21 protein-coding genes are annotated in these 25,257 nt (G+C 63.8%); 11 read left to right on the top strand and 10 right to left on the bottom strand.

All coding sequences use genetic code 11. The features are described from left to right. Positions 1-159 precede the first annotated feature (159 nt). Entirely contained in the window at positions 160-459 is a 300-nt protein-coding gene (locus tag DCO45_RS15175) for a hypothetical protein (RefSeq protein ID WP_116926612.1), read from the bottom strand. 650 nt (positions 460-1,109) lie between these two features. Between DCO45_RS15175 and DCO45_RS15170 the strand changes: the two genes are divergently transcribed. Beyond that, a complete protein-coding gene (locus DCO45_RS15170; RefSeq protein ID WP_116926611.1) occupies positions 1,110-2,090 on the top strand; it encodes a tripartite tricarboxylate transporter substrate binding protein in 981 nt (326 codons plus the stop codon). A 103-nt stretch (positions 2,091-2,193) separates the two neighbouring features. Here the strand turns inward: DCO45_RS15170 and DCO45_RS15165 are convergent, their stop codons facing one another. The 3 genes from DCO45_RS15165 to DCO45_RS15155 form a co-directional block, all read right to left on the bottom strand. Next, on the bottom strand, positions 2,194-3,231 hold the full coding sequence (locus DCO45_RS15165; protein ID WP_116926610.1) for a DctP family TRAP transporter solute-binding subunit: 1,038 nt from the start codon (positions 3,229-3,231) through the stop codon (positions 2,194-2,196). Positions 3,232-3,321: 90 nt separating this feature from the next. Beyond that, on the bottom strand, positions 3,322-4,620 hold the full coding sequence (locus DCO45_RS15160) for a TRAP transporter large permease (protein WP_021026662.1): 1,299 nt from the start codon (positions 4,618-4,620) through the stop codon (positions 3,322-3,324). Continuing rightward, on the bottom strand, positions 4,617-5,201 hold the full coding sequence (locus tag DCO45_RS15155) for a TRAP transporter small permease (protein ID WP_116926609.1): 585 nt from the start codon (positions 5,199-5,201) through the stop codon (positions 4,617-4,619). Before DCO45_RS15155 ends, DCO45_RS15160 begins: the two co-directional genes overlap by 4 nt. A 280-nt stretch (positions 5,202-5,481) precedes the next feature. Here DCO45_RS15155 and DCO45_RS15150 point away from each other — a divergent pair, with 280 nt between their 5' ends. The 5 genes from DCO45_RS15150 (at position 5,482) to DCO45_RS15130 (ending at position 9,929) form a co-directional block, all read left to right on the top strand. Further along, positions 5,482-6,420 carry a LysR substrate-binding domain-containing protein gene (locus tag DCO45_RS15150; RefSeq protein ID WP_116926608.1) on the top strand — a complete coding sequence of 313 codons (939 nt, stop codon included), beginning with the start codon at positions 5,482-5,484 and terminating at the stop codon, positions 6,418-6,420. A 294-nt stretch (positions 6,421-6,714) separates the two neighbouring features. Next, entirely contained in the window at positions 6,715-7,614 is a 900-nt protein-coding gene (locus tag DCO45_RS15145; protein ID WP_116926607.1) for an amino acid ABC transporter substrate-binding protein, read from the top strand. Positions 7,615-7,738: 124 nt separating this feature from the next. Beyond that, a complete protein-coding gene (locus DCO45_RS15140; RefSeq protein WP_021026658.1) occupies positions 7,739-8,494 on the top strand; it encodes an amino acid ABC transporter permease in 756 nt (251 codons plus the stop codon). A 1-nt stretch (position 8,495) separates the two neighbouring features. Next, entirely contained in the window at positions 8,496-9,167 is a 672-nt protein-coding gene (locus DCO45_RS15135; protein WP_021026657.1) for an amino acid ABC transporter permease, read from the top strand. 24 nt (positions 9,168-9,191) lie between these two features. After that, complete coding sequence (locus tag DCO45_RS15130) at positions 9,192-9,929, top strand: amino acid ABC transporter ATP-binding protein (protein WP_021026656.1); 738 nt, start codon at positions 9,192-9,194, stop codon at positions 9,927-9,929. Positions 9,930-10,108: 179 nt separating this feature from the next. Here DCO45_RS15130 and DCO45_RS15125 read toward each other — a convergent pair whose 3' ends face one another. After that, positions 10,109-11,014, bottom strand: coding sequence for an amino acid ABC transporter substrate-binding protein (locus DCO45_RS15125; protein ID WP_116926606.1), 906 nt, complete (start codon positions 11,012-11,014; stop codon positions 10,109-10,111). A 153-nt stretch (positions 11,015-11,167) separates the two neighbouring features. On the opposite strand from DCO45_RS15125, the gene pyrC reads away from it, so the two are divergent. The 4 genes from pyrC to DCO45_RS15105 all read left to right on the top strand — a co-directional run bounded on the left by pyrC (position 11,168) and on the right by DCO45_RS15105 (position 14,712). Next, positions 11,168-12,211, top strand: a complete 1,044-nt coding sequence (pyrC, locus tag DCO45_RS15120; protein WP_116926605.1) for a dihydroorotase — start codon at positions 11,168-11,170, stop codon at positions 12,209-12,211. A gap of 20 nt (positions 12,212-12,231) precedes the next feature. Beyond that, the gene (locus tag DCO45_RS15115; protein ID WP_232539520.1) at positions 12,232-13,020 is read left to right on the top strand and encodes a DUF3025 domain-containing protein; all 789 of its coding nucleotides are present in this window, start codon (positions 12,232-12,234) and stop codon (positions 13,018-13,020) included. A gap of 100 nt (positions 13,021-13,120) precedes the next feature. Further along, positions 13,121-13,999, top strand: a complete 879-nt coding sequence (htpX, locus tag DCO45_RS15110) for a protease HtpX (RefSeq protein WP_116926604.1) — start codon at positions 13,121-13,123, stop codon at positions 13,997-13,999. A 362-nt stretch (positions 14,000-14,361) separates the two neighbouring features. Then, positions 14,362-14,712, top strand: coding sequence for a hypothetical protein (locus tag DCO45_RS15105; RefSeq protein WP_243419378.1), 351 nt, complete (start codon positions 14,362-14,364; stop codon positions 14,710-14,712). 92 nt (positions 14,713-14,804) lie between these two features. Here DCO45_RS15105 and DCO45_RS15100 read toward each other — a convergent pair whose 3' ends face one another. From DCO45_RS15100 to DCO45_RS15080, 5 genes are all read right to left on the bottom strand, one after another. Further along, on the bottom strand, positions 14,805-15,359 hold the full coding sequence (locus DCO45_RS15100; RefSeq protein ID WP_116926602.1) for a hypothetical protein: 555 nt from the start codon (positions 15,357-15,359) through the stop codon (positions 14,805-14,807). Positions 15,360-15,594: 235 nt separating this feature from the next. Next, a complete protein-coding gene (locus tag DCO45_RS15095) occupies positions 15,595-17,373 on the bottom strand; it encodes an NAD(P)/FAD-dependent oxidoreductase (RefSeq protein ID WP_116926601.1) in 1,779 nt (592 codons plus the stop codon). Between the two features lie 118 nt (positions 17,374-17,491). Beyond that, complete coding sequence (locus DCO45_RS15090; protein WP_116926600.1) at positions 17,492-20,938, bottom strand: AAA family ATPase; 3,447 nt, start codon at positions 20,936-20,938, stop codon at positions 17,492-17,494. Beyond that, positions 20,935-22,173 carry an exonuclease subunit SbcD gene (gene sbcD, locus DCO45_RS15085; RefSeq protein ID WP_116926599.1) on the bottom strand — a complete coding sequence of 413 codons (1,239 nt, stop codon included), beginning with the start codon at positions 22,171-22,173 and terminating at the stop codon, positions 20,935-20,937. Before sbcD ends, DCO45_RS15090 begins: the two co-directional genes overlap by 4 nt. Before the next feature lie 131 nt (positions 22,174-22,304). After that, positions 22,305-24,290, bottom strand: coding sequence for a cytochrome c/FTR1 family iron permease (locus DCO45_RS15080; protein ID WP_116926598.1), 1,986 nt, complete (start codon positions 24,288-24,290; stop codon positions 22,305-22,307). A gap of 259 nt (positions 24,291-24,549) precedes the next feature. Between DCO45_RS15080 and DCO45_RS15075 the strand changes: the two genes are divergently transcribed. Then, entirely contained in the window at positions 24,550-25,143 is a 594-nt protein-coding gene (locus tag DCO45_RS15075) for a DUF3617 family protein (protein ID WP_116926597.1), read from the top strand. Positions 25,144-25,257 lie beyond the last annotated feature (114 nt).

Below are 25,257 nucleotides of genomic sequence, written 5' to 3'. Positions count from 1 at the left end.
AGCGGCCTGGAAGCCGCTGGGTGCCAGCACCGCAGCCCCAACGCACAGACGCAAAAAAGGCCACTGCATCGCAGTGGCCTGTTCCCAAGGGGCGGTGAGTGTGTGCGCCGTCCCGTGGATGCCCTACCGGCTCAGTGGCTGCCGGCAAGGGGGAAAAGCTTATTCGCCTTCCAGGATCGAGCCGTTGGCCAGCGCTTGGCGGGCAGCCTGGGTCACTTCGGCGCGGCTCAGTTGGCCCTTGCCCAGTTCGTAGGCGTTCACGGTCGACTGGTTGCCTTGGGCAATCATCGTGTTGGTCTTGCGGGCTTCAGCCAGCTGGGCTTGCACATCGGCGCGGCTCACGGCGCTGGTCGCAGCCGCTTGGGGGGTGATGGCTTGGTCGCCTTCAAAAGGATTGGCTTGGGCAACGGAAGCACCCAGGGCGAGAGTAGCGGCGATAGCGAAAATACGTGCGTTCATTTTTCTTTCCTTTGGGATTGCGTTCGGCCTGGTGGTCGACTCGCGTCGTCTTTTGCGGTATCGGCCAACTTGTTTGCTGGCCATACCGCTTTTGTTTAACGATGGAATGAAGTTTATATTGGTATCTATCTTCGATAAATAGCCAAAAATCAAACTGATTGTTCCGAAATCAATGTGAATTAGCTTGGAACTTTTACAAATATGTGACAGCTAACCCTGGTGTTAACCCTAGATTAGGATATTTACCAGGGGTATAAATTGGCTATGTTTTTTTGAGATAAAGTAGAGAAAAACTATTATAAAAATCTATCAAGAGCGCCTTGGGCATGAGCGGCCAGGTGGGCGCCACCCAGGGGGGCGGTGATGCCCTGCCGTGCGGATGCCTTGACTCCGTTGCAGTGCTGATATCGGCACTAATGGCCGGCTCGTTAGGCCGTCAGTTGCTGGCGCCGTGGCAAGGCCCGCGCGGGCCCTGGCCAAGACGCCTGGGAGACAGGCGGGAGCCCCTGCTGGGCAGCAGCCCGTCCACGCTGTGCAACCATGCCGCGATAGCGCCTGCGAATGGTGGCATTGCTGGCAAGTATTAGACAGCCCGCGCGGTGCTGCCCACAATGGGCCGACAACAATAGGACAGCCACAGGAGACATTGCATGGACATGATTGCGCGCCGCCATTTCCTCACCACCCTCGCCGCCGCTGCGGGCGCCGCCAGCGTGCCCCAGTGGGCCCAGGCGCAAGCGGCCTATCCCAACAAGCCCGTGCGCGTGATTGTGCCGTTTGCCGCAGGCGGCACCACCGATGTGGTGGCCCGGCTGGTGATGCAGAAGATGGGCGAGCTGATGAAGGCCTCCTTTGTCATCGACAACCGGGGCGGCGCCAACGGCATGATCGGCACCGGCGAAGTGGCCCGCGCCCAGGCCGATGGATACACCTTGCTGTTCAATACCGCGGGTGCCCAGACGCTGAGCCCGGTGATCTACAAGGCGCCCTATGAGGCGGCCGCCAGCTTTGCGCCGGTGGCCAAGGTCTGCTCGGTGGGCTTCATCATCATTGCCCGCAAGGATTTGCCCGCCAACACGCTGCAAGAGCTGATCGCGCTGGCGCAAAACAAGGACAAGCCGCTGACGGCCTCGTCGGGCAGCGCCATCATTAACCTGATCACCGAGCAGTTCAAGCAGGTGATCAAGGCGCCGCAGATCATCAATGCGCAGTACAAGGGCACCAGTCCGCAGATGCAGGCCGTCGTCTCCGGCGAGGTGGATTTCTCGTTCGACTCCTTTGCTGCCGTGGAGATGATCAAGGCCGGCAAGGTCAAGGCCTTGGCCGTGGTGCTGCCCCAGCGCGCCGCGTCCTTCCCCGATGTGCCGACCTTGGTCGAGCTGGGCATCAAGGACATGGAGTTCAGCTCCTGGGCCGGCTTGCTTGCGCCCAAGGGTACCCCCAAGGAGATCGTCGCGGCCCTGTCGCAGAACATCGACAAGGTCATGCAGATGCCCGATGTGCTGGCCAAGCTCAAGCAGTACGACTACATCCCGGTAAAGACCAGCCCCGAGAGCTTTGCGCAGGAGATCCAGGCCGAGACCGACCGCTGGAAGCAGGTGGTCAAGACGACCGGCTTCAAGATCGAATAAACACAGTGGCGTTAGCGCCAGTGCGCAGGGGTGCTCTGTAGCAGCGCCCACAAAAAAACCACCGGCGCAACCCCGGTGGTTTTGCTTTTGGAGGGTGCTGCTCTTACTGCTTGCGGGCCGCAATCGCTTTCTCGGCGGCGGTCACCAGGTCGGCGCCCACTTGCTGCTTCCATTTGTCATACACCGGGCGGGTGGCTTTCACAAAGGCTTCGCGCTCGGCAGCGCTGAGCTCAGTGACGGTGACGCCATTGGCGCTCAGCTCCTTGACCAGCGGCTTGCCCGCCTCGATCATGCCTTTGCGGGCAATGGCGATCTCTTCCTGGCCGGCTTCGATGGCGGCCTGGCGTACGATGTCCTGGTCGGCCTTGCTCCAGCTCGCCCAGATGTCTTTGTTCACGACAAAGATCAGCGGGTCGTTGATGTAGCCCCACAGGGTCAGGTACTTCTGGCCCACAGTGTTGAGCTTGGCCGCCTGGTAGACAGCCACCGGGTTTTCCTGGCCGTCGACGGCGCCGCTGGCCATCGCCGGCTGCGCATCGGCCCAGCTCATCTGCGTGGGGTTGGCGCCCAGCGCGCTGAAGGTGTCGACAAACAGCGGCGAGCCGACTACGCGGATCTTGAGGCCCTTCATGTCGGCAGGGGTCTTGATCGCATGCTTGGAGTTGGAGATTTCGCGGTAGCCGTTCTCGCCCCAGGCCAGTGGCACCACGCCAGCTTTTTCCAGGCGGGCAAACAGGCGCTTGCCGGGCTCGCCCTGGGTCAGCGCGTCGGCCGCTGCATAGTCGGGCATCAGAAACGGCAGCGCAAACAGGTTCAGCTCCTTGATCTGAGGCGACCAGTTCAGGGTGGAGCCAACGGCCATGTCGATCACGCCCTGGCGCAGTGCCGAAAACTCGCGCGTCTGGTCGCCCTGCACCAGCGACACCCCGGGGTAGAGCTTGATGTTGATTCGGCCCTGCGTGCGCTCGCGCACCTTGTTGGCCCAGATCTCGCCGCCCTTGCCCCAGGGGAAGGCCGTGCCCAGTACCAGCGACATGCGGTACTCGCTTTTGTAGTTGCTCTGGGCTTGCACGGCGGGCGCGGCAAAGCTCAGCGCCGCAGCAGCAGCCAAGGCAGTGGCAAGGAATTGACGGGTTTTCATGGTGTTGTCTCCGGGTGGTTCAAGGGGAAATCTTTGCAAATCCAGGAGCCGGGTGCAGGGCTGTGCGCCTGTACCCGACCCGGGCTCCAATCAGTAGCCCAGCTTGGCAGGTAGCCACAGTGCGAGTTGCGGGAAGGCGATGACCAGCACCATCACGCAGAACATCGCAAACAGCATCCAGCCGACCCAGCGCACGGTCGATTCCATGCGCACGCCGGCAATGCGGCAGCTGACCATCAGGTTGACCGCCAGCGGCGGAGTGAACTGGCCCAGCGCCACCTTCAGGGTCAGGATCACGCCAAACCAGACCGGGTCCCAGTGGTAGTGCTGCATGATGGGCATCAACAGCGGCACAAAGATCAGGAAGATGGAGATGCCGTCGAGGAACATGCCCACGGTGATCAGCATCAGGATCAGCAGGGCCATCACACCCCATTCGCCCAGGCCCGAGTTGACGATGGCGTTGGTGATCGGGTCGATCACGCCCAGGGTCGACAGCGAGAACGCGAAGATACCCGCGAGCGACACGACGATCAGGATCACGGCCGAGAGCTCACCAGCTTCGCGCAGGATCGGAAACAGATCGCGCACACCGATGGTGCGGTGCACGACCATGCCGACAAACAGGCCGTAGAACACCGCGACCACGGCCGCTTCGGTCGGCGTGAACCAGCCCATGCGCATGCCGCCCAGGATCAGCACCGGCGCGGCCAGGCCCCAGGCCGCTTCGCGCAGGCTCTTCCAGAATTCGGGGCGGGGCAGGCTCGCTTCCAGCGCGCCCATCTTGTGCTTGCGCGACATCCAGACCGCCGGCACGATCAGCGCCAGGCCCGCCAGAATGCCCGGTATCATGCCCGCTGCAAACAGCGCCGGCACCGAGGCACCGGGCACCAGCACCGAGTAGATGATGAAGGCCACCGACGGCGGGATCAGGATATCGGTGGCAGCTGCGGCCCCGACCACGCTGGCCGAAAAGCTGCCCGGGTAGCCAGCGCGGCTCATTGCGGCAATCATCACGCCGCCTACTGCTGCCGCATTGGCGGGGCCCGAGCCCGAGATGCCGCCCAGGAACATGGCCACGGCAATGGCCACCAGCGGCAGCATGCCCGGGCCGCGTCCAACGATGGCAATCGCAAAGTTGACCAGCCGCAGCGCCACGCCGGAGCGGTCGAAGATCGAGCCCACCAGAACGAACATCGGAATGGCCAGAAGCGGGTACTTGCCCAGGCCGGCGTAGAAGTTCTGCGGAATGGCCAGCAGGCCAAACCATTGCGCGTCGGCATTGGCCAGCGCAATGGCGACGGCGCCGGCCAGGCCCAGCGCAGCGCCAATGGGCACGCCCAGCAGCATCAGCGCGATAAAGCCGATAAAGAGCAGGGTGGCAATCATGCGTGCTCCTTGGAGGCAGCGTCGCTGTCTTCGGAGAACACATGGGCGAAGCTGGCCCGGCCCTGGCGCAGGAACAGGCCCAGTGCGCGCACGGTGATCAGCGCCGAGAACACCGGCAGCCAGATGGAGTACCACCACTGCGGCACGCCAATGCCCGGCGAGGTCTCTTCGTAGCGGTAGTCATCAACCACCACGCGGATGCTGAGCACGCAAATGAGTGCAAACAGCAGCGCCACCGTCAACGCGCCAAAGCGGGCAAAGGCCTTGCGCCGGCGCGCGTCGCCACGCTCGGCAAAGTACTCGATGCGGATATGCAGGTTGCGCGCCACCGCGGCCGAGCCAGCCACCATGGCCAGCAAGATCATCAGGAACACCGAGATCTCTTCGGTCCAGGCAAAGGAGCCGTCGGTGAAATAGCGCACGATGACGTTGGCAAAGGTGATGAGCGCCAACAGCGCCATGATCACGACCGTGAGCCAGTCCTCCAGCCACAGCCCTTTGGCGGGTGCGGGCTCGCTGGGGAGCGTGGTGGAAGGGGCAGCGCTGCTGCCGCCCGAAGCATGAGGGGAGGGTGATGCCATAACAACCGGTCGCGAGAGGGCTCGGCAGAGCCAAGGGTGAATGCGGAAAACACAAACCGCCTTGTGAGCGGACCATTGGTATCGGATAGATCGGTATCTGCGGCAGCGCCGCGCCTGGCGGGTGGGCCAGTGGGGCCCGATTATGGCCTTGAAAGAACGGCTTGCAAGCCATCCATTTCCCGGGGATGGCGCGCTGCAGTCGCCTGCGTTGCGGGCGTCGGCCTGGCATCGGGCCTGCCCACTTGCAGCGGACTGCCATTGGCGTGTGGATAATGCGCGGATGGAAACCAAGTGGCTTGAAGATTTTGTGAGTCTGGCGGAGACGCGTAGTTTCAGCCGGTCGGCGCAGTTGCGCCATGTCACCCAGCCGGCATTCTCTCGGCGGATTCAGGCGCTGGAGTCCTGGGCGGGCGCCGATCTGGTGGACCGCAGCTCCTACCCGACGCGGCTGACGCCCGCGGGCAAGACGCTGTACAACCAGGCCATCGAGATCCTGCAGGCGGTGCAGAGCACGCGCGCGATGCTGCGTGTGCACTCGTCCTCGGGCAAGGACATCATCGATTTTGCCGTTCCGCATACGCTGGCTTTTACCTTCTTCCCCACCTGGGTGTCGGGCCTGCGCAATGACTTTGGCCTGTTCAAGAGCCGCTTGATCGCGCTCAATGTGCACGATGCGGTGATGCGCCTGGTCGAGGGCGGCTGCGACCTGCTCATTGCCTACCACCATGAATCCCAGCCCATCCAGCTGGACCCGCAACGCTATGAAATGGTGAGCCTGGGCCGCGAGGTGATGGCGCCTTATTGCAAGCCCGGGCTCGATGGCCTGCCGCTTTTCCTGCTGCCCGGAGCGGCGGACGTGCCGCTGCCGTTTTTGGGCTACGCGCCGGGGGCCTACCTCAGCCGCGTCACGGACCTGGCCCTCAAGCAGGCGCCTGAGCCCGCGTATCTGGACCGCGTCTACGAGACCGACATGGCCGAAGGTCTCAAGGCCATGGCGATGGAAGGGCATGGTCTGGCCTTTTTGCCGCAGAGCGCGGCCAAGAAGGAGCTCAAGGCCAAGAAGCTGGTGCGTGCCGACTACCCCAGCTCAGCGCAGTGGGAAGTGGCAATGGATGTGCGCGCCTACCGGGAAAAGCCCCAGTCCAGCGATGCGGTCAAGACTGGCGCGCAGGCCCTGTGGGACTACCTCGTCTCCCGCAACGCCGCACATAATCCATGACATCTATAAGAATATAGATAAATTGGATTTGCAGGGTAATTTCTAATATGCGGCTTAAATTTTCTGTGCAATGCTTGCGGATTGCTCGTGTTGCAGTTGGTTAGATGTACGCGATTTGTTCGAAAAAGGCTATGAATTGTTAGCAATTCATTGGTAATTTTCCGGATAATTGCACTGCTCAGTTTGCTGGCATTATCTGGACGGACTGCACAATACGTAGCGTGTCAGTTGTCGCTTTGGCGTCTGTTGAGGCCCATAGTCGACCACTTAATTGATTTATCTGGAGGTCTGATGATGAAGAAACATTTGCTGGCTTTTGCGGTCGCAGCGGTTGCTGCAGGTAGCGCGTTTGCGCAAGCGGGCGATACGCTGGCCAAGATCAAGTCGTCTGGCAGCATCACCCTGGGTGTGCGCGAGTCTTCGGGCCTGGGCTACACGCTGGGTAACGGCAAGTATGTTGGCTTCCACACCGAGATGGCTGAGCACATCGTGAGCGACCTGCAAAAGCAGCTGGGCCTGGCCAAGCTGGACATCAAGTACCAGCCCGTGACCTCGCAAAACCGCGTGCCGCTGGTGCAAAACGGTACCGTGGATCTGGAGTGCGGCTCCACCACCAATAACCAGTCGCGCCAAAAGGATGCTGCGTTCGCCTTCACCACCTACGTGGAAGAAGTGCGCATCGCTGTGAAGGCCAACTCCGGCATCACCGGCATCAAGGACCTCAACGGCAAGACCATCGTGACCACGACCGGTACCACGTCGGTGCAGACCCTGCGCAAGAACAAGCGCGCTGATGGCCTGACCTTCAAGGAAGTCATGGGCAAGGACCACGCGGACAGCTTCCTGATGCTGGAGTCTGGCCGCGCCGATGCCTTCATCATGGACGGCTCCATCCTGGCCGCCAACATCTCCAAGTCCAAGGCACCTGCTGACTACAAGGTCGTCGGCGAAGTGCTGTCGGTCGAGCCGATCGCCTGCATGCTGCGCAAGGACGACACCGCCTTCAAGAAGGCTGTGGACGACTCCATCGTGCGCCAGATCAAGGACGGCTCGCTCGAGAAGCTGTACGACAAGTGGTTCATGCAACCTATCCCTCCTAACAACGTGAAGGTGGGCCTGCCGCTGTCGGCTGCAACCAAGGATGCTTGGGCCAACCCGAACGACAAGCCCATGGAAGCCTACGAAGTCAAGTAAGCACACCATTTAGGTACCGCCCTTCCAGCCTGGGGTTTGGGGGGGCGTTTTTGTTGGTACTGGTTTCTGTCAGTTGCGACCAGGCACCAAACATTGCTACAAAGACAAAAAAAGAGGTAGTCCTATGAATTGGGATTGGCAAGTATTTTGTGAAGACACGATTGAGCGCCAGGTCGTGCAGGGCTGTTTCGGTAAAAACGGCGATGTCACGTATCTGGACTGGTTGTTGTCTGCGTGGGGATGGACTATCTCCGTTTCCTTGTGTGCGCTGGTGATCGCGCTGGTGGTGGGCTCCATCATCGGTACCTTGCGTACCCTGCCTGACCGGCCCTGGACGGTGCGTCTGGGCAATGCCTGGGTGGAGTTGTTCCGAAACATCCCCCTGCTGGTGCAAATTTTCCTGTGGTACCACGTCGTGCCCGCCATCTTCCCCGCACTCAAGCAAGTGCCTGGGTTCCTGCTGGTGGTGCTGGCGCTGGGCTTTTTCACCTCGGCGCGTATTGCCGAGCAGCTGCGTGCCGGTATCTTGGCGCTGCCCCGTGGCCAGCGCTATGCAGGTATGGCGCTGGGTTTCACGACCTTCCAGTACTACCGCTATGTGCTGCTGCCGATGGCCTACCGCATCATCATTCCGCCGCTGACCAGCGAGTCGATGAACATCTTCAAGAACTCGTCCGTGGCCTTTGCCGTGTCGGTGGCCGAACTGACCTTGTTCGCGATGCAGGCGCAAGAGGAAACTTCTCGCGGCATTGAGGTCTACCTGGCGGTGACCGCGCTGTACATGATCTCGGCATTCGTGATCAACCGCATCATGGCCTTCATTGAAAAGAAGAGCCGCATCCCGGGCTTTATCGCCGCTGGCGGCTCCGGAGGTCACTGAGATGAATTTGAATCTTGATTTTTCGTTCTACAACTGGGACCTGATCCAGAACTTCATCATCAAGGGTCTGGTGTTCAGCGTGATGCTGACCATCGTCGCAACCCTGGGTGGTATCTTCTTTGGCACCTTGCTGGCGCTGATGCGCCTGTCGGGCAAGAAGATTCTCGTGGTGCCGGCCACCATCTATGTCAACGGCATGCGTTCGGTGCCGCTGGTGATGGTGATTCTGTGGTTCTTCCTGCTCGTGCCTTTGCTGATCGGCAAGCCCATCGGGGCGGAGATGTCAGCGGTCATCACCTTCGTGGCGTTCGAGGCCGCGTACTTCTCCGAGATCATGCGCGCCGGTATCCAGTCCATTCCGCGTGGCCAGGTGTATGCCGGTCAGGCCGTGGGCATGACCTATGGCCAGAACATGCGTCTGGTGGTGCTGCCCCAGGCTTTCCGCAACATGCTGCCGGTGCTGCTGACGCAGACCATCATCTTGTTCCAGGATACGTCGCTGGTCTATGCCATCGGCGCCTACGACATGCTCAAGGGCTTTGAGGTGGCAGGCAAGAATTTCGGCCGTCCGGTCGAGGCCTATCTGGCCGCTGCTGTGCTGTACTTCATCATCTGCTTTACGCTGTCGTGGTTCGTCAAGCGTTTGCACAAGAAGATCGCCATCATTCGCTGATGCGGCAATACAAAGGATATCCAAATGATTGAAATGAAGAATGTCTCCAAGTGGTATGGCAGCTTCCAGGTGCTCAACGACTGCTCCACCAGCATCTCCAAAGGCGAAGTGGTGGTGGTCTGCGGTCCTTCGGGCTCGGGCAAGTCGACCTTGATCAAGACGATCAATGCGCTCGAACCCATCCAGAAGGGCGAGATCTGGGTCAACGGCACGGCCATCCACGATCCCAAGACCGACCTGCCCAAGCTGCGCAGCACCGTGGGCATGGTGTTCCAGCATTTCGAGCTGTTCCCCCACCTGTCGGTGACCGAGAACCTGACGATCGCGCAGATCAAGGTGCTGGGCCGCAGCGCCGACGATGCCAAGGCCCGGGGCCTGAAGATGCTCGACCGCGTGGGCCTGATGGCGCACAAGGACAAGTTCCCCGGCCAGCTCTCGGGCGGCCAGCAGCAGCGCGTGGCCATTGCCCGTGCGCTGTCGATGGACCCTTCGGTGATGCTGTTTGACGAGCCAACCTCGGCACTGGACCCTGAAATGGTTGGCGAAGTGCTGGACGTGATGATCGGCCTGGCCCACGAAGGCATGACCATGATGTGCGTGACGCACGAAATGGGCTTTGCCAAGAAGGTGGCCAGCCGCGTGATCTTCATGGACGTGGGCGGAAAGATCCTGGAGGACTGCTCCAAGGAAGACTTCTTCGGCAACCCCGATGCGCGCCAGCCCCGCACCAAGGACTTCCTGGGCAAGATCCTGCAGCACTGATTGCAGCGCAGCTCGCACCCAACCATGGCCGCTTATGCGGCCATTTTTTATCGGCAAAGTTAATGGGGGGAGGGGGCTGGCCTCCCGTGGACAGACGCATGCTGGGAGGCTTGGCGGTGAGCGCCGTGGCTCAGCAGCTGGTGGGAGGGCAGGGGCCGCAGAACGCGGCCCCCGAACGGTCAGTTGTCGAACTTGTCGCTGGGGAAGCGCAGCATGTCGGTGAGCAGGTAGGACATCGGCACGTTCAGTGCAAAGCTCTTGCCCGGCAGCGGCGACTCGAACCACTTCTTGTACAGGCGCGTGATTTCGTAGTTCTGCGACAGCACGCGCATCTCGGCGTCGAAGACCTTCTTCATGCGCACGTCGGTGTCGCGCATCATCAGCGACAGCGGCTCGATCGACATCAGCTTGCCAATCAGCTTGACCTGCTCGGGCTTGTCTGACTGCGCGCGGTGGGCCGCCAGCAGGATGTCGTCCATCAGCCAGACATCGGCCGTGCCCGCTTGCACGGCCTTGAAGCAGGCGTCATGGGTGAGGCACTCGCTGTGCTGGATCTTGAGGCCATTGATGGCCACGCGGCGCTCGAGCACCTGCAGCGACGTGGTGCCCTTGGTGGTGATCACGCGCTTGCCCGAGAGGTCATCGACTTCGTTGATGCCGCTGTCAGACTTGACCAGCATGCGCACGCCAGCGATGTAATAGGGCAGGCTGAAGGACACATGCTTGCTCTCGCGCCGGTCCTTGGTGTTGGTGGTGTTGCTGCAATCGACATCAATGGCGCCGCTGGACAGGTCGGTAAAGCGGGTCTGGCCATTGATGGCGCGGTACTGGATATCGAGCTTGGCCAGGCCCATGCTCTGCTGGAGCTTGGCAATCAGCGCCTGGCAGATGTCGATGGCGTAGCCCACTGGTTTCTTGGTCTCGCCCATCTCGTAGGCAAAAGGCAGGCCGTCGGGGCGGTAGCCCACGGTGATGCGCTGTGCCTCCCGGATCTTGTCCCAGCTGTCGGGCAAAGGGGTCTGAGCCAGGCTGCTGCTGGCAAGGCACAGCAGCACAGCGCCGCGAAAAATATGGTTTAGCCACATGTTGCACAGTCCTTGATTAAGAATTCCTACAGCTGTCTATGATACGCATAGAGACTGTGTACTCTATGGGCACCTACCCTTAACATTGAGTTACCTTTATCCAATGCTCGTGGACTGTGATGACGCCGGCATGACCGGTGCGACAATGGCGGGATGAGCACCGCACCCTCTTCCATCAGCATCATCCGACCCGACGACTGGCACATCCATCTGCGCGATGACGCCGCCTTAGCCACCACCGTGGCCCATGCCGCGCGGCAATTTGCCCGTGCCATCGTCATGCCCAACCTCAAGCCCCCGGTCACGACCGCCGAGCTGGCCCAGGCCTACAAGGTGCGCATTGTGGCGGCCATCCCCCAGGGCCTGAAGTTCGAGCCGCTGATGACCCTGTACCTGACGGACAAACTCGCCCCCGAGGAGATCGTGCGCGCCAAGGCTGCCGGCGTTGTGGCCTGCAAGCTCTACCCCGCTGGTGCCACCACCAACAGCGACCATGGCGTGACCGATATCCGCAAGATCTACCCGACCCTGGAGGCGATGCAGCGCGAAGGCATGTTGCTCTTGGTGCACGGTGAGGTGACCGGCAGCGATGTGGACCTGTTCGACCGCGAGGCGGCCTTTATCGACCAGCACATGGTGCCGCTGCGCCGCGATTTCCCCGAGCTGAAAATCGTGTTCGAGCACATCACCACGCGCGAAGCGGCCCAGTATGTGACCGAGAGCGACCGCTTTGTCGGCGCCACCATCACGCCCCAGCATCTGCTGTTCAACCGCAACGCGATCTTTACCGGTGGCATTCGACCGCACTACTACTGCCTGCCCGTGCTCAAGCGCGAGGAGCACCGCCTGGCGCTGGTGCAGGCGGCCACCAGCGGCAACCCCAAGTTCTTCCTGGGCACCGACAGCGCGCCGCATGCCGCCCAGCTCAAGGAACACGCCACCGGCTGCGCCGGCTGCTACAGCGCCCATGCCGCTATCGAGATGTATGCCGAGGCCTTTGACAAGGTCGGGGCGCTGGACAAGCTCGAAGGCTTTGCCAGCCTGCATGGCGCGGATTTCTACAACCTGCCGCGCAATACCGACCGCATCACGCTGGTGCGCGAGTCCTGGACCCCGCCCGAGTCCTACCCCTTTGGCCAGGCGGATTTGAAGCCGCTGCGCTCGGGTGAAGCGCTGCCCTGGAAGCTGGCAGACTGAGCGTTTTTATCATTTAATGCGTGGATAACCGCGAGGCCACTGCACAGGATCGGCCCGCGCCGGGCTGGTCCTCGCTGGACTGGCAGGCGCCCTGGCTGCAGCCCTACCGGGCGCTGGGCCTGCAGATCCGCGCGCTGGATGGTCAGGGCCTGGCCATGCCCGATCTGCTCAACCGCCTGGGCGATTGCGGCCGGCGCTTTGTGCCGCAGTCGGCGCTGCCTGCGAGCGAGGCCTATGAAAGCTTTATCGCCCGCAGCGGCTGCGTGCCCACCCGCGAACACATGCATGACGGGCTCAACGGCCTGGTCTGGCAGCGCTTTGCGCGCACCAAGGCACGGCTCAATGCCTTGCAGGCCCAGGCCATTGCGCAAGCGGGCGGCGTCGGGGCCAGCCGGGGACCCTTGCGTGATGCCTTGACCTTGTTCGATGAAAACGGCGCCGTGCTGCTGGCGCCCGCAGCGCTGTGGCAGGCGCTGCAGCAGCGCCAATGGCAGCGGCTCTTTGTCGAGCTGCGGCCACTGTGGCAGCAGGCGCAGCTCCTCGTCATCGGCCATGCGCTGCTGGAAAAGCTCATCAGCCCCAGAAAACCAATCACCGCGCATGTTTTTTGCCCCCCGCAGCCTTGGCCGATGGTGGACAATATCGACGCGGTCATCGCCGATTCTCTGGACGCTGCGCACCTGGCGGGCAAGCCCTTCGCGCCCTTGCCGGTGCTGGGCGTTCCGGGATGGTGCCAGGAAAACCAGCATGTTTCCTTCTACGATGACCCAGACGTATTTCGCTCGGCCCGACGGCCACAAATATCATAAGCACCCGCCGTCGCCATAAAGTGGAGGTAAGGTCTTGAATTCGCAAGACATTGCCCCCAGCTATCGAGCACTGTGTTCCCCTCCTTGGAGAATCGACCCCATGAAACGAATGTTCCTTTTTCTGGCGACCAACATCGCCGTGGTTGTGGTGCTGGGCATTGTTGCCAGCCTGCTCGGTGTCAACCGCTACCTGACTGCCAATGGCCTGAACCTCGGGGCGCTGCTCGGCTTTGCCTTCATCATGGGTTTTGGCGGCGCCATCATCTCCTTGCTCATGAGCAAGCCCATCGCCAAGATGAGCATGGGCGTCAAGATCATCAACCAGCCCCAAAGCGCTGACGAGGCCTGGATTGTCGAGACCGTGCGTCGCTTCTCCGACCAGGCCGGCATCCAGATGCCCGAGGTCGGTATCTATGAGGGCGAGGCCAACGCGTTTGCGACCGGCGCTTTCAAGAACTCGGCCCTGGTGGCCGTCTCGACTGGGCTGCTGCAAGGCATGACCCGTGAAGAGGTCGAGGCTGTCATCGGCCACGAGGTGGCCCACGTGGCCAATGGTGACATGGTCACCATGGCGCTGATCCAGGGCGTGATGAACACCTTTGTGGTCTTCCTCTCGCGCGTCATCGGCTATGCGGTCGATTCCTTTCTGCGCCGCAATGACGAGCAAAGCTCGGGCCCTGGCATTGGCTACATGATCACCACCATCGTGCTCGATATCGTCTTTGGCTTCCTGGCCGCCATCATCGTGGCCTGGTTCTCGCGCCAGCGCGAGTTCCGCGCCGATGCCGGTGCCGCCCGCCTGATGGGCCGTAAGCAGCCGATGATCAATGCGCTGCACCGCCTGGGTGGCATGCACCCTGGCACCTTGCCGCAAAGCATGCAGGCCATGGGCATCACCGGCGGCCTGGGCAAGCTGTTCAGCTCGCACCCACCGATCGAAGAGCGTGTGGCCGCGCTGCAAAACAACCCGGTGCAATAAGGCCCGGTTGGCCGCCTCACCAAAGCACTGCCTCGGCAGTGCTTTTTTTGTGGGCGATGGGCGGCTGGCCGGCGTTTCACTGGCATGGTTGAACCCGCTTTTACCGCTGATTTACGCGCCGCTCACCGGGCGTTAAGCTGGCGCGCCTTCAATGGAGTTCTTGCAATGACTGGAGATACACCATGTCGCACACTCCCAGCTCTAGAGACCCTCTGCAAAACTCCCTGCCGTGGTCTGAACGCGGTCTCGGGCGATCCGCTGCGTTGTCTTCCTTGTCAATAGCTACGGCTATTGACTGCAAAAGACGCCTTGCGTCTCATCCCGATCCGCGTCCATCCCGCTTGGCGAGGGTTTTGCAGCGCATCCCTAAGCGTTCGGCCGCTTTGTGTGCTGGCGCCCTGGCGGTCGCCACCTTGGTGACCGGCTGCGTTGTCGCACCGGCCGAGCCCTATGCCTATGGCAATAGCGGGGCCGTGGTCGTGTCCAGCGAAGCGCCACCGCCCCTGCGCTATGAGGCCGCCCCGGTTGCGGTGGCGCCGATCGCGACCCAGGTCTGGATTGGCGGCTTCTGGGACTGGAGCGGTGGCCGCTATGTCTGGCGTGAAGGCCGCTGGGCTGCGCCGCCTCACCATGGAGACCGCTGGGTGCCCCGCGAATGGGTGCGCGGCCCCCACGGCTGGCAAGCGCGGGGCGGGCACTGGGAACGCCGCTGAGGCGCTGGGGCCGCGTGGCTGGCCCCCGGTCTCCTGCCCCCTCTATCCCTTGCCTGCCTGAGTCCCGCTTGGGGCCTGGGCCGCTGCGCCGGTCAGCGCATCGTGTAGTTCAGCTGAAACATCAGTGCGGACTTGCCCAGCACATTGAGCTGGCCGCCCCAGTGTTCGTTGTAGTTCCAGCCCACCGCAGGGATGGCGGTGACGCCCCAGCCGTTCTTGTTGTTGAGCGGGATCTTGCGGTGGTAGGGGAAGCGGTAGCCGTGGATCACTCCGCCGGTCAGCTTGACAAACAGCTGCGGCGAGCTGGACAGCGGCTGGAACTGCCAGCCGTAATAGGCGTACTGGCTGGGCTGGCCAAAGGAATTGCTGAAATAGGCGAAGCCGGCCAGCTGGTGGTCGTCGAGCTTTTTCTCGGCATTGATCAGCCACACATATTTGTGCCGCTCGTCATCGGGCTCGAAATCACGTTGCTTCTTGGCGTTGGAGTAGTGGTAGGTATAGGGTGAATAGCCAACGCTCCAGCCCGACAGTGCAGATGGGTTGCTGGGGGTCTGGCTGTCATGGCTGGAGGCCCCGGCCATCGCGCAGCTCAAGCACAAGGCCGCGCCCAGGCAGGCGCTCAGCGCGGGGTGGATCGGTACGGACATGGGGCTCCCTCCTTCAGCAATATCGGCAGAACAATCCAAAATTCTAGGATGCGCTGAGAAAGGATAGCTGCGTTTGTAGCGTATAGGCCTCAACGAACCAAGATGCGGTTTGTTAAGTTGTTCTTAAGTGTTTTTGCCGGATTTTGGCGGAACCTGCGCTGTCCGCCGAGGTCGAAGACCGCCACGCCAACACGGCGCCGTAGCCATGCCCGAATCGCTACCAACGCCTTGAACACTACAGTGCGCCGCCCGAGCCGCGCGAGCCCGACGACGGCACGGCCAGCCCCAAAATGGCGCAGGCCACCGCCTCACCCACCTTGATGCCATCGACGCCGGCTGACAGAATGCCGCCCGCGTAGCTGGCGCCTTCCCCGGCCGGGTACAGGCCGCGCGTGTTGTCGCTCTGAAAATCGGCACCCCGGCCGATCTTCACGGGCGAGGAGGTGCGGGTCTCGACCCCCGTCAGGATGGCATCGCGCATGTCATAGCCGCGGATCTTCTTGCCAAAGGCGGGCAGGGCCTCGCGCATCGCCTCAATTGCGTAGGCCGGCAGGGCCTGGTGCAGGTCGCCCAGCGTGATGCCGGGTTTGTACGAGGGCTCTACGGTGCCAAAGGTAGTGGACGGCGTGCCTGCGACAAAATCGCCCACCAGCTGGCCGGGCGCGCTGTAGTTCTGGCCGCCCAGCAGATAGGCTTTGGACTCCAGCTGGCGCTGCAGCACGATGCCCGAGAGCGGATGGAAAGCGCCCGGCGCCTGCGTCTCCACGCCATAGGTCTTGCCGCCAAAGGCCCAGGCAAAGCTTTCGGCATCTTGCGGGTAGTCTTCGGGGCTGATCGCGCAGACCATGCCAGCATTGGCATTGCGCTCGGCGCGCGAGTACTGGCTCATGCCATTGGTCACGACGCGCTCGGGCTCGCTGGTGGCGGCCACCACGGTGCCACCCGGGCACATGCAAAAGCTGTAGACGGCGCGGCCATTCCTGGCGTGGTGCACCAGCTTGTAGTCGGCCGCGCCCAAGAGCGGGTGGCCGGCATCCTTGCCCCAACGCGCGCGGTCGATGACGCTTTGCGGGTGCTCGATGCGAAAGCCCACCGAGAAGGGCTTGGCCTCCATCGCCACACCGCGCTCGTAGAACATCGCAAAGGTGTCGCGCGAGCTGTGGCCCAGTGCCATCACCGCGTGGCGCGTGGGCAGGGTGTAACTCTCCCCACTGGCCAGGTTGTGCACCTGCAGGCCCACCAGCTGGCGCGTATCGCCTTCGACCAGCACATCAGTGACCTTTTGCTCAAAGCGGATCTCACCGCCCAGGCGCACGATCTCCTCGCGGATGCCCTCGACCACCTTGACCAGCTTGAAGGTGCCGATGTGCGGGTGGGCGGTGAACAGGATCTCCGGCGGCGCGCCGTAGGTGACGAACTCCTGCATTACCTTGCGGCCCAGGTGGCGCGGGTCCTTGATCTGGCTGTAGAGCTTGCCGTCCGAGAAGGTGCCGGCGCCCCCTTCACCAAACTGCACATTCGATTCGGGCGTCAAGCGGCGCTTGCGCCACAGGCCCCAGGTGTCCTTGGTGCGCTGGCGCACGGTCTTGCCGCGCTCCAGCACGATGGGCTTGAAGCCCATCTGCGCCAGCACCAGCGCTGCAAAAATGCCGCAGGGCCCAAAGCCCACCACCACCGGGCGATCCTGCATATCGGCAGGCGCCTGGCCCACCGGGTGCCAGGACATGTCGGGCGTTAGGTTCACATGCGAGTCTGCCGCGAAGTGCGCGAGCAAGGCCGCTTCCTGCGCGGGATCTGCCAAGGCCACATCGACGATGTAGACTGCCAGCAGTTCGGACTTGCGCGCATCGAAGCTGCGCTTGTGCACCTGCAGCTGGGCAATGGCTGCGGGCTGCAGGCCCAGGCGCTGCGCTGCGAGCTGGGTGAGCGCCTCTTGGGGCGCGTATTCGGTGTGGTTGTCGGGGTGGTAAGGCACCGCCGAGAGGGGGAGTTTGAGTTCTGCGATCCGGATCATGGCTTGTACCTATCAAGCAAGGGCATGGATGGTAGCCGATATGGCCGCTGCAGCGCGGCCGGGCAGGGCGCATCCCCATGGCGCCCTAAGGTAAAAAGCATAGCAAGGGTTCTGCGCTTCAGCCTTGCAGCTCTAAACGCGAATATCCGATTCCCGCCCCCTTCTCCACCCGGATCTGCGCCGGGATGCGCTCCTTGAGCGCCTCTACATGGCTGATGATGCCGATCATCTTGCCGCTGGCATTCAGCGTATCGAGCGCTGTCAACGCGATCTCCAGGGTGTCGCCGTCCAAGGTGCCAAAGCCTTCGTCCAGGAACAGCGAATCGATCGAGGTCTTGCTGCTGACCAGGTCCGACAGCGCGAGCGCCAGCGCCAGACTGACCAAAAAGGCCTCGCCCCCCGACAAGGTGCGGGTGTCGCGCGCGACATCGCCTTGCCAGCTGTCGACGATATCGAGCTCGAGCTCGCCAGTGGTCTTGCGCTGCAGCAGGTAGCGGCCATGCAGCCTGGCCAGATGGCCGTTGGCCAAGGCCAGCAAATGGTCCAGGGTCAGGCCCTGGGCAAACTTGCGGAACTTGTCGCCCTTGGCCGATCCGATCAGGCCATCGAGCCGCTGCCACAACGCGCTGTCGCGCTCCTGCGCCGCAATCTGCGCGAGCAAATCCTGCTGCCCCGCGCGGCGCTGGTCGTCATCGGCCAGGCGCGCGCGCTGGGCGCCCATGCGCTCTGCCGTCTGGTTGCGCTCGTCCTCCAGCGCCCGCAATTGCGCCGCGAGCGCCTCGGGTGCCTCCTCCGTCAAGGCCTGGGCCTGCAGGTGTTGGTGCTGCTGCGCCGTTTCCTCGGCCACCGTGCTGGCGCGCTGCAATGCCAACTGCAGGCCATCGCGCTGCTGGCTGAGCCGCTCCAGCGCGTCCGCTGGCAACAGCGCATGCGCAAAAGCCTGTGCATCGGCAAAGGGGCTGGCCTCCAAGCCCTGGTTCCAGGCGGCCTGGGCCTGCTCCAGGGCCCACTGCCGCTCGGCCAGTTGCTGGCCCGCTTGCTGGGCTTGGCCTTGCAGGCTGGCGAGTTCTTGGCGGGTCTGTTCCAGCAATGCCGCGCAATCCGCCAGGGTGGCGGGCAGTGCGATGGTCGCAGCACCGGTTTGTGCTGGTGACGGTGCCGGCAGTTGCGCCAGGCGCTGCTGCCATTGCTGGGCCTCTTGCGCGCACTGCTGGGCCTGCTGCTGCTGCAGTGCCAGTTGCTGGGCGGTGGTTTGCAGCTGCGCGCTGTGCTGCTGCCACTGCTGCCATTCCTGCTGGCGGGTCTGCAGCCAGGCATCGTGGCCATCGGCGGGCGGAATAACCAGGCCCAGCGGGGCCAGGCTGGATTGCAAGGCGGCCTCGGCTGCGTCTGCCTGGGCCTGCAGCGCTTGCACGGCCTGCACCAGGCGTTGCTGCAGGCTGCTGTTGTCATGCAGGGCTTGCTGCAGGCGCGCTTGCGCATGCTGGGCGTCCTGCAGGGTCTGGGCTGCTGCATGCGCGGCATCTTTGGCAGCTTGCAGCGCTTGCTCAGCGGCCTCGGCTGCCGCCAGGGCCTGTTGCAACTGCGCCGCTTGCGCGGCGCTGGCTTGCTGGGCCTCGGCCAATGTGTGCGGCTGCTGCCAGGCAGATGCGGCGACGGGTTGGGCCATGGCTGCGCAGAGTGTCTGCCAGCGCTGTTGCCAGGCGTCCAGCCGCTGCTCGGCTGCTGTCAATTGGGCCTGCAGGCTGGACTGCTGGCTCAGGGCCGCCGCATGCGCGGCGCCCAGCTGTTCGCCCTGCTGCTGCAGCGCCTCCAGCTCGGCCTGGGCCGCTTGCAGCGCGGCGGCGGTGGCCGACACATCCAGCGCGGCATAGGCGGCAATGGCAGGGTGCTCCTGCGAACCACAAAGGGGGCAGGCCTCGCCGGGCTGCAGCGCGTGGCGGTGCGCTTCCAGGCTTTGGATGCGCTCTTCCTGCGCCAGCAGGCGCTGTTTGTCGGCCACGCGCTCTTTCTGCGCCTTGTACTGGCTGCGCAGCGCGGCCAGCGTGGCCTGCTGCTGGGCCAGCGGTGCCGAGCAGGCCTGCAAGGCATCGCCCAGTTGCTGCGCATCGCGCGCCAGCGGCTGGCGTTGCTCGGCATGCTGCAGCAATTGCTGCCAGGCTTGCTGGTGCTGCTGGGCCGTCTGCCAGTGGGCGCGCAACTGGCCCAGGCTGCCGCCATGCGGGGCCAGGCGGGTGTGCTGCGCGTGCTGCAGCTCGCGCGCCGCAGCATCGGCCTGCTGCTGCGCGGCCTGGGCCTGCTGCAACTCGGTGGCCTGTCGCGCTATCTGCTGCTGCAGCGATTGGCCTTGTTCGCTGGCTTGCTGTAGTGCGGCTTGTTCTTGCGCCCACTGCCGCCGCTGCTGCTGGCGCTGTGCCAGCTGCTCGCGCCAGCCGCTCAGCTGGTCGCCCAACCTGGCATGCGCTGGGTGCTGCTGCAGCCAGTGCTGCAGATCGCTCTGCTGGGTGTGCAACTGGTGCACAGCCTGCTCGGCTTGCTGCTGGGCCTGCTGCGCCAGCGCGCTGGCATGCTGCTGCAGCTGCCACTGCTGGCGCTGGGCATCGGCCAGGCGGCCCTGCAATTGGGTCTGCTGTGCCTGGCTTGCTGCAGCGGCCGCTTGCGCCTGCTGCCAGCCCGTATGCAGCGGGGCAATCGCCTGTGCCGGGCCATGGGCCTGCAGGCGTTGCAGATCGGGGGCGGCAGCCTGCAGCGCTTGCTGGGCCTGCTGCAGGCGTTCCTGGGCCTGGTGCTGCGCCTGCGCCGCTTGCGCGGTGTGCTGCTGCCAGTGCTGCAGGCCTTGCAGCGCGGCATGGCGCGTCTGCAAAGTGGCCAAGGTCTCTTGCAGTTGCTGGGCCTCGGCCTGCAGCTGCGCGCGCTCGGCCTCGGGCAGCAGCTGCATGCCGCCGGCCTGCGCCTGGTCGCGCTCCAGCGCCTGGCGGGCATCGCGGGCGCGCTCAAACACGGCTTGCGATATCTGGCTGTAGATGTCGGTGCCGGTCAGCTCTTCGAGCAGCTCGGCGCGTTCATTCGCCTTGGCCTCCAAAAACGCGGCAAACCCGCCCTGGGCCAGCAGCATCGATTTGGTAAAGCGCGGAAAATCCAGCCCGGTGATCTCGGCCATCTGGCGCAGCTTGTCGTTGCTATGCGTGCTCAGGATTACGCCATCGGCCACGCGCGCCAGCTCCACCCGGGGCGCCTGCAGCGCGCCGCTGGCCCTGTCGCGGGCGCGGCGCTGGCTCCAGAAGGCGCGGTAGAGGATGCCCTTGACCTCGAACACCACCTCGGCCATGCAATCTGCCGTGTGGCGCGTCATCAGGTCATTGCTGCTGGCGCTGAGGGTCGCCAGCCGGGGTGTCTGGTGGTAGAGCGCCAGGCAAATCGCATCGAGCAAGGTTGATTTGCCCGCGCCCGTGGGGCCGGTGATCGCAAACAGGCTGTTATCGGCAAAGGGCGCGGCTGTGAAGTCAATGCGCCATTCGCCTTTGAGCGAGTTCAGGTTTTTAAGTCGCAGGCTGCGTATCTTCATGGCGCCTCCCCGCTGGGGTTGGAGAGCGACTGCAGCACGGCCTGGTAGCGCGCGGTCAGTGCCTGCTGCAGCTCGGCGTCTATCGTCTCCAGCGCCAGGCGGCGCTCAAACACCTGGGCCGGTGTCAGCGCATCCAGTGCTTCGATGGCAGGCCCGCTCCACTGCGCGGCCGCCCGACAGCGCAGCCGTTTGACCCGCAGCAGCTGCAATGGCAAACCTTCGGCAAGTGCCTGCACGCGCAGCGGCAGGTCTGCCAGGTAGTCGTCTTCTTCGATCATGATGTCCAGCCAGACCTTTTTGTCGGCCTGGACTAGTGCACTGGCCTGCTGCAGCGCAGCGGGCAAGGCCGCCAGGCTGCTGCGCAGCGCCGCCATGGGCTGGAAGACCGGCACCGGCAGGGCGGTGACGGCCTGCAAGCCGGGCTCTCCCAACTCGACCAACAGCATCTGCTTGGGCTGGCGCGTCTCGTCAAAGCCCAGCGCGATCGGCGAGCCGCTGTAGCGGATGTGCGCCAGCCCGCCCACCTTTTGCGGCTGGTGAATATGGCCCAGAGCGATGTAGTCCACAGGGGGAAAGGCCTGGGTCGGGAAAGCCTCCAGCGCGCCGACATAGATCTCGCGCACCGATTCGCTGCTGCTGGCGCCGACGGTGGTGAGGTGGCCGGTGGCGATGATGGGCAACTGCCGCCCCAGGCTGGCCTGCAGGGCAGCCTGCTGCTGCAGTGCTGCTGCATACACCTGCTGGTAGGTCGCCTGGATGGCCTGCTGCAGCGCCAGCTGCTTGTCTTGCGCGCTTTGCTCGGCCTGGCTTTGCAGCACATCGCGGGGGCGGATAAAAGGCAGCGCGCAGACGATGCAGCCAGGCGTGCCATCGCGCAGCGGCAGGATGCGCACATGCTGCGCGGGCGTGCCGGTCGCGGCAATCACCTGGGTGCCCAGGTGCTGCAGCAGGCCCTGGCTTTCTTCCAGCACCGCAACCGAATCATGGTTGCCGCCCAGCACCAACAGCGCCACACCGGCCTGGTGCAGGCGGGCGATGAGGCGGTTGTAGAGCTCGCGCGCGTAGCTGGGGGGCGCGCCGGTGTCAAAAATATCGCCAGCGATCAGCACCGCATCGGCGGCTTGCGCCGCCACCTGTTCCAGCAGCCAGTCGATCAGCGCGCTGTGCTCTGCCTGGCGGCTTTGGCCCATGAAATGCTGGCCCAGGTGCCAGTCCGAGGTGTGAATGATGCGCATGGTCGGGGGAGGGGGATGGATAGATCGCGGGAACCCTGTCGATGGTAGTCGCTGGGCGCAGCGCCGGTCAAAGAAAAAGACCTCGCCAGGGTCAGCACCCGGGCGAGGTCTGGCAGCCGACAAGGCGGTGCTTACTGCGGGGCGCTCACTGCCCTGCGCGCTGCCGCGCGGTTGTAAGCAAAGCCAAACACCACCAGCGCCAGCACCAGGGCCTGGGCCAGCAAGGTCTCCATCGTGGGGAACATGCCCAGCAGCTCGATGCGCGGCGCCGCTAGCGGCGTGGCGCTGACCCAGCCGGCCTCTTGCAGCGAGGACACGCCCTTGCCCACCAGCACGACCGCCAGCACGGCCACCAGGATCGAGGTGGCCGAGAAGAAGCGGCCCACGGGCATGCGGGCGCTGGTGCGCAGCAGCACCCAGGCAATGACCCCCAGGATGGCTACGGCCGCCAGGCCGCCGCCCAGCAGCGCGCCATGGTGGCCGTCCGAGGCCAGCGCCGAGAAGAACAGCACGGTCTCGAACACCTCGCGGTAGACAGAGACAAAGGCCAGTGCGAACAGGCCCCACATCGAGCCCTGGCCCATGCTGGCCGAGAGCTTTTCGCTCAAATAGCTTTGCCAGCGGCCGGCGCTGCTCTTGCTGTGCATCCACAGGCCCACGCTCAGCAGCACCAGCGCGGCGACCACCGAGCCCAGGCCCTCGGTCACCTCGCGGCTGGCGCCGCTGATCTCGACCAGATAGGTCGCAATCGCCCAGGTCATGCCGCCGGCGACCAGGGCCGAGCTCCAGCCTGCATGCACATAGCGCAGTGCATCCTGGCGGCCGGCCTTGCGCAGCAGCGCGACCATGCCGATGACGATCAGCAAGGCCTCCAGCCCTTCGCGCAGCAAGATGGTGAGCGCGCCGACAAAGGTGGCGGTGGCGGCGGAGGCGCCCGCGTTCAGCTCGGCCTCGACCTGGCCAAACATCGCCTGCAGCTGCTGGGCGGCGGCCTCGGCCTCTTGCAGCGTGCCGCTGGCTACTGTGGCGCGGTACTGCACCATGGCCGATTCGACCTGCGTCATCAAGGCCTTGTTGCGCGCAGCGATGGTGGGCTCCAGCGGCTCAAAGCCATCGAGGTAGGCCGACAGGGCCAGCTTCATCGCCTGGTTGCGGTCGCCCGCCTGGAGCGCAGCCAGGCTTTGCGCCAGGCGCTGGCGCGACAGGGCCACGCCGCTGGCCTTGCCTTCGCTGATGACCTCGGGGTTGGCGCGCAGGTAAGCGAGCACCGCGCGGGCCTGCTCGATCGGCATGGCGGGGGTCAGGCTTTGTGCGGTGGTGGTGCTGAGCGCGGCCAGGTCACCAAAGCGTGCACGCAAGCCGGCATCGCTCTGCCACAGCGCCTTGCCGGTGGCGCGCAGCTCATCGTTGTACGACAGGCCGCCAACAAAATAGGCCAGCGCCCAGCGGTCGTCTTCGGGCAGCGCGCCAAAGGACACCATCGAGGTGCCCTCCACGCCTTGCGAGGTCACCTGGTAGAGGGCCATCAGGCTGCGCGCATTCGCACGCTGCGCATCGCTGAAGGCAATCGGCTGCGGATCCAGGCCTTGCGCAGCCGGGCCATCGCCGCCGCCGGTAGCGCCATGGCAACTGGCACAGATTTGTTGAAAGAGTTGAGAGCCTTTGGTTATATCGGGGGCCTTGGCAGGCGCGACCGGCATCGGGTAGGCCGCCACCAGCAACTGGGCCGCCTGGTGGGCCAGCTGGGCGACTGCATCGGCCGTGGCCTTGGCCTGCACCGCTGCGCGCAACTGGGTCACCAAGCTCACCACCTTGGCCTTGTCGGCATGGGCGGGCAGGGCCTGGGCCTGCTGCAGCGCATTGGCGCTGAAGTCCAGCATCTCGGTATATTCGCCTTCGCTCGCGACCTGGCCGTTCTCGACGGCGCCGCCGTAGTCCACGGCGACATAGTCCAGCAGCTGCCAGAGCTGGCGCGCGTCCGTGGCTTGCGTGGCGGAAGCAGAGTTGGAAGCGGTGGTGGAGGGCGCCGTAGCGGGCGTTTGGGCCAGGGCAGGGCCGCTGAGCAAACCGGCCAAACCGGCCACAAGGGCCAGTGTCCAGCTGAGTGTGGAGCGCATGGAATGTTATGAATAAGAATTATTCGCGCCATTTTAAGCTTGTTTACATTCTGTACTGGCCCAGTCGACCAGTGTGAAAGAAGTGCTAAATCACGTCATTGAGCCCATTTTGCGACCGAAATGGGGCGGCGTTGGAAACGCAATTGGTAACCATTTCTGCATGCCAGATCGCTACACTGCGGCCACGCGCTTGTGCTCATAGGGAGGGCAAGGCGTTGCACGCTGCAAGCCCTGTGCCGTGCCGCAACGAGGAGAAAAAATGGAAAAACTAACAGGATTCGCCGTAGCCGCCGTGGTCGCATGTGCCGGTCTGATGGGTTGCAGCAAGAAGGAAGAGACGCCCAGCAGCCCACCGGCCGCCGCCGCGCCGGCCCCTGCGCCCGCAGCAGCACCGGCGCCAGCACCCGCCGCTGCCGCACAAAAAGTGCAGCCCGGCAAGTGGCAGGCGGTCACCGAGATGAGCGGCCCCATGGGCCAGCAGGCACTGGCCGGTATGGAGCAGGCCTTCAAGACCATGACGCCCGAGCAGAAGAAGGCCGCCAACCTGGATAACGCCAAGATCGAAGGCGGCAAGCTGGTGCAAGAGATGTGCATCACGCCCGAGATGGCCGGCAAGACCTTGCAATCGCTGGCCGATTCGCAGCTCAAGAACATGCCAGGCTGCAGCCCGGCTGACGTCAAGACCGATGGCAACAAGGAATCGATGCGCTTCAGCTGCGGTGAAGGCAAGATGAGCATGGTCCTCGAAGCGGTCTATGTCTCGCCCACCGAGAACACCGTTACCAGCACCATGGACATGGCCGGCCAGGGCATGACCACCACGGTGAGCAGCAAGCGCGTGGGCGACTGCTGATAGAGAAGCTCGCGCGCCGCTGCTTGGGTGGTGGCCTGGGGCTTTTGAATGTGAGAACGCAGCCTGGGTGGCTGCGTTTTTTTATGGGCGCCTTGGATGGGCCCCCAAGCGTCG

Origin of the sequence: Comamonas sp. JNW (assembly GCF_003105075.1) — a bacterium.
Classification (GTDB): domain Bacteria; phylum Pseudomonadota; class Gammaproteobacteria; order Burkholderiales; family Burkholderiaceae_C; genus Comamonas; species Comamonas squillarum.
This window is presented reverse-complemented; position numbering and strand designations above follow the sequence as displayed.

What these genes read in the sequence shown, in the direction of transcription:
- DCO45_RS15175 (WP_116926612.1), bottom strand. Translation starts at nt 459, where the DNA reads ATGAACGCACGTATTTTCGCTATCGCCGCTACTCTCGCCCTGGGTGCT.
- DCO45_RS15170 (WP_116926611.1), top strand. Translation starts at nt 1,110, where the DNA reads ATGGACATGATTGCGCGCCGCCATTTCCTCACCACCCTCGCCGCCGCT.
- DCO45_RS15165 (WP_116926610.1), bottom strand. Translation starts at nt 3,231, where the DNA reads ATGAAAACCCGTCAATTCCTTGCCACTGCCTTGGCTGCTGCTGCGGCG.
- DCO45_RS15160 (WP_021026662.1), bottom strand. Translation starts at nt 4,620, where the DNA reads ATGATTGCCACCCTGCTCTTTATCGGCTTTATCGCGCTGATGCTGCTG.
- DCO45_RS15155 (WP_116926609.1), bottom strand. Translation starts at nt 5,201, where the DNA reads ATGGCATCACCCTCCCCTCATGCTTCGGGCGGCAGCAGCGCTGCCCCT.
- DCO45_RS15150 (WP_116926608.1), top strand. Translation starts at nt 5,482, where the DNA reads ATGGAAACCAAGTGGCTTGAAGATTTTGTGAGTCTGGCGGAGACGCGT.
- DCO45_RS15145 (WP_116926607.1), top strand. Translation starts at nt 6,715, where the DNA reads ATGAAGAAACATTTGCTGGCTTTTGCGGTCGCAGCGGTTGCTGCAGGT.
- DCO45_RS15140 (WP_021026658.1), top strand. Translation starts at nt 7,739, where the DNA reads ATGAATTGGGATTGGCAAGTATTTTGTGAAGACACGATTGAGCGCCAG.
- DCO45_RS15135 (WP_021026657.1), top strand. Translation starts at nt 8,496, where the DNA reads ATGAATTTGAATCTTGATTTTTCGTTCTACAACTGGGACCTGATCCAG.
- DCO45_RS15130 (WP_021026656.1), top strand. Translation starts at nt 9,192, where the DNA reads ATGATTGAAATGAAGAATGTCTCCAAGTGGTATGGCAGCTTCCAGGTG.
- DCO45_RS15125 (WP_116926606.1), bottom strand. Translation starts at nt 11,014, where the DNA reads ATGTGGCTAAACCATATTTTTCGCGGCGCTGTGCTGCTGTGCCTTGCC.
- pyrC (WP_116926605.1), top strand. Translation starts at nt 11,168, where the DNA reads ATGAGCACCGCACCCTCTTCCATCAGCATCATCCGACCCGACGACTGG.
- htpX (WP_116926604.1), top strand. Translation starts at nt 13,121, where the DNA reads ATGAAACGAATGTTCCTTTTTCTGGCGACCAACATCGCCGTGGTTGTG.
- DCO45_RS15100 (WP_116926602.1), bottom strand. Translation starts at nt 15,359, where the DNA reads ATGTCCGTACCGATCCACCCCGCGCTGAGCGCCTGCCTGGGCGCGGCC.
- DCO45_RS15095 (WP_116926601.1), bottom strand. Translation starts at nt 17,373, where the DNA reads ATGATCCGGATCGCAGAACTCAAACTCCCCCTCTCGGCGGTGCCTTAC.
- DCO45_RS15090 (WP_116926600.1), bottom strand. Translation starts at nt 20,938, where the DNA reads ATGAAGATACGCAGCCTGCGACTTAAAAACCTGAACTCGCTCAAAGGC.
- sbcD (WP_116926599.1), bottom strand. Translation starts at nt 22,173, where the DNA reads ATGCGCATCATTCACACCTCGGACTGGCACCTGGGCCAGCATTTCATG.
- DCO45_RS15080 (WP_116926598.1), bottom strand. Translation starts at nt 24,290, where the DNA reads ATGCGCTCCACACTCAGCTGGACACTGGCCCTTGTGGCCGGTTTGGCC.
- DCO45_RS15075 (WP_116926597.1), top strand. Translation starts at nt 24,550, where the DNA reads ATGGAAAAACTAACAGGATTCGCCGTAGCCGCCGTGGTCGCATGTGCC.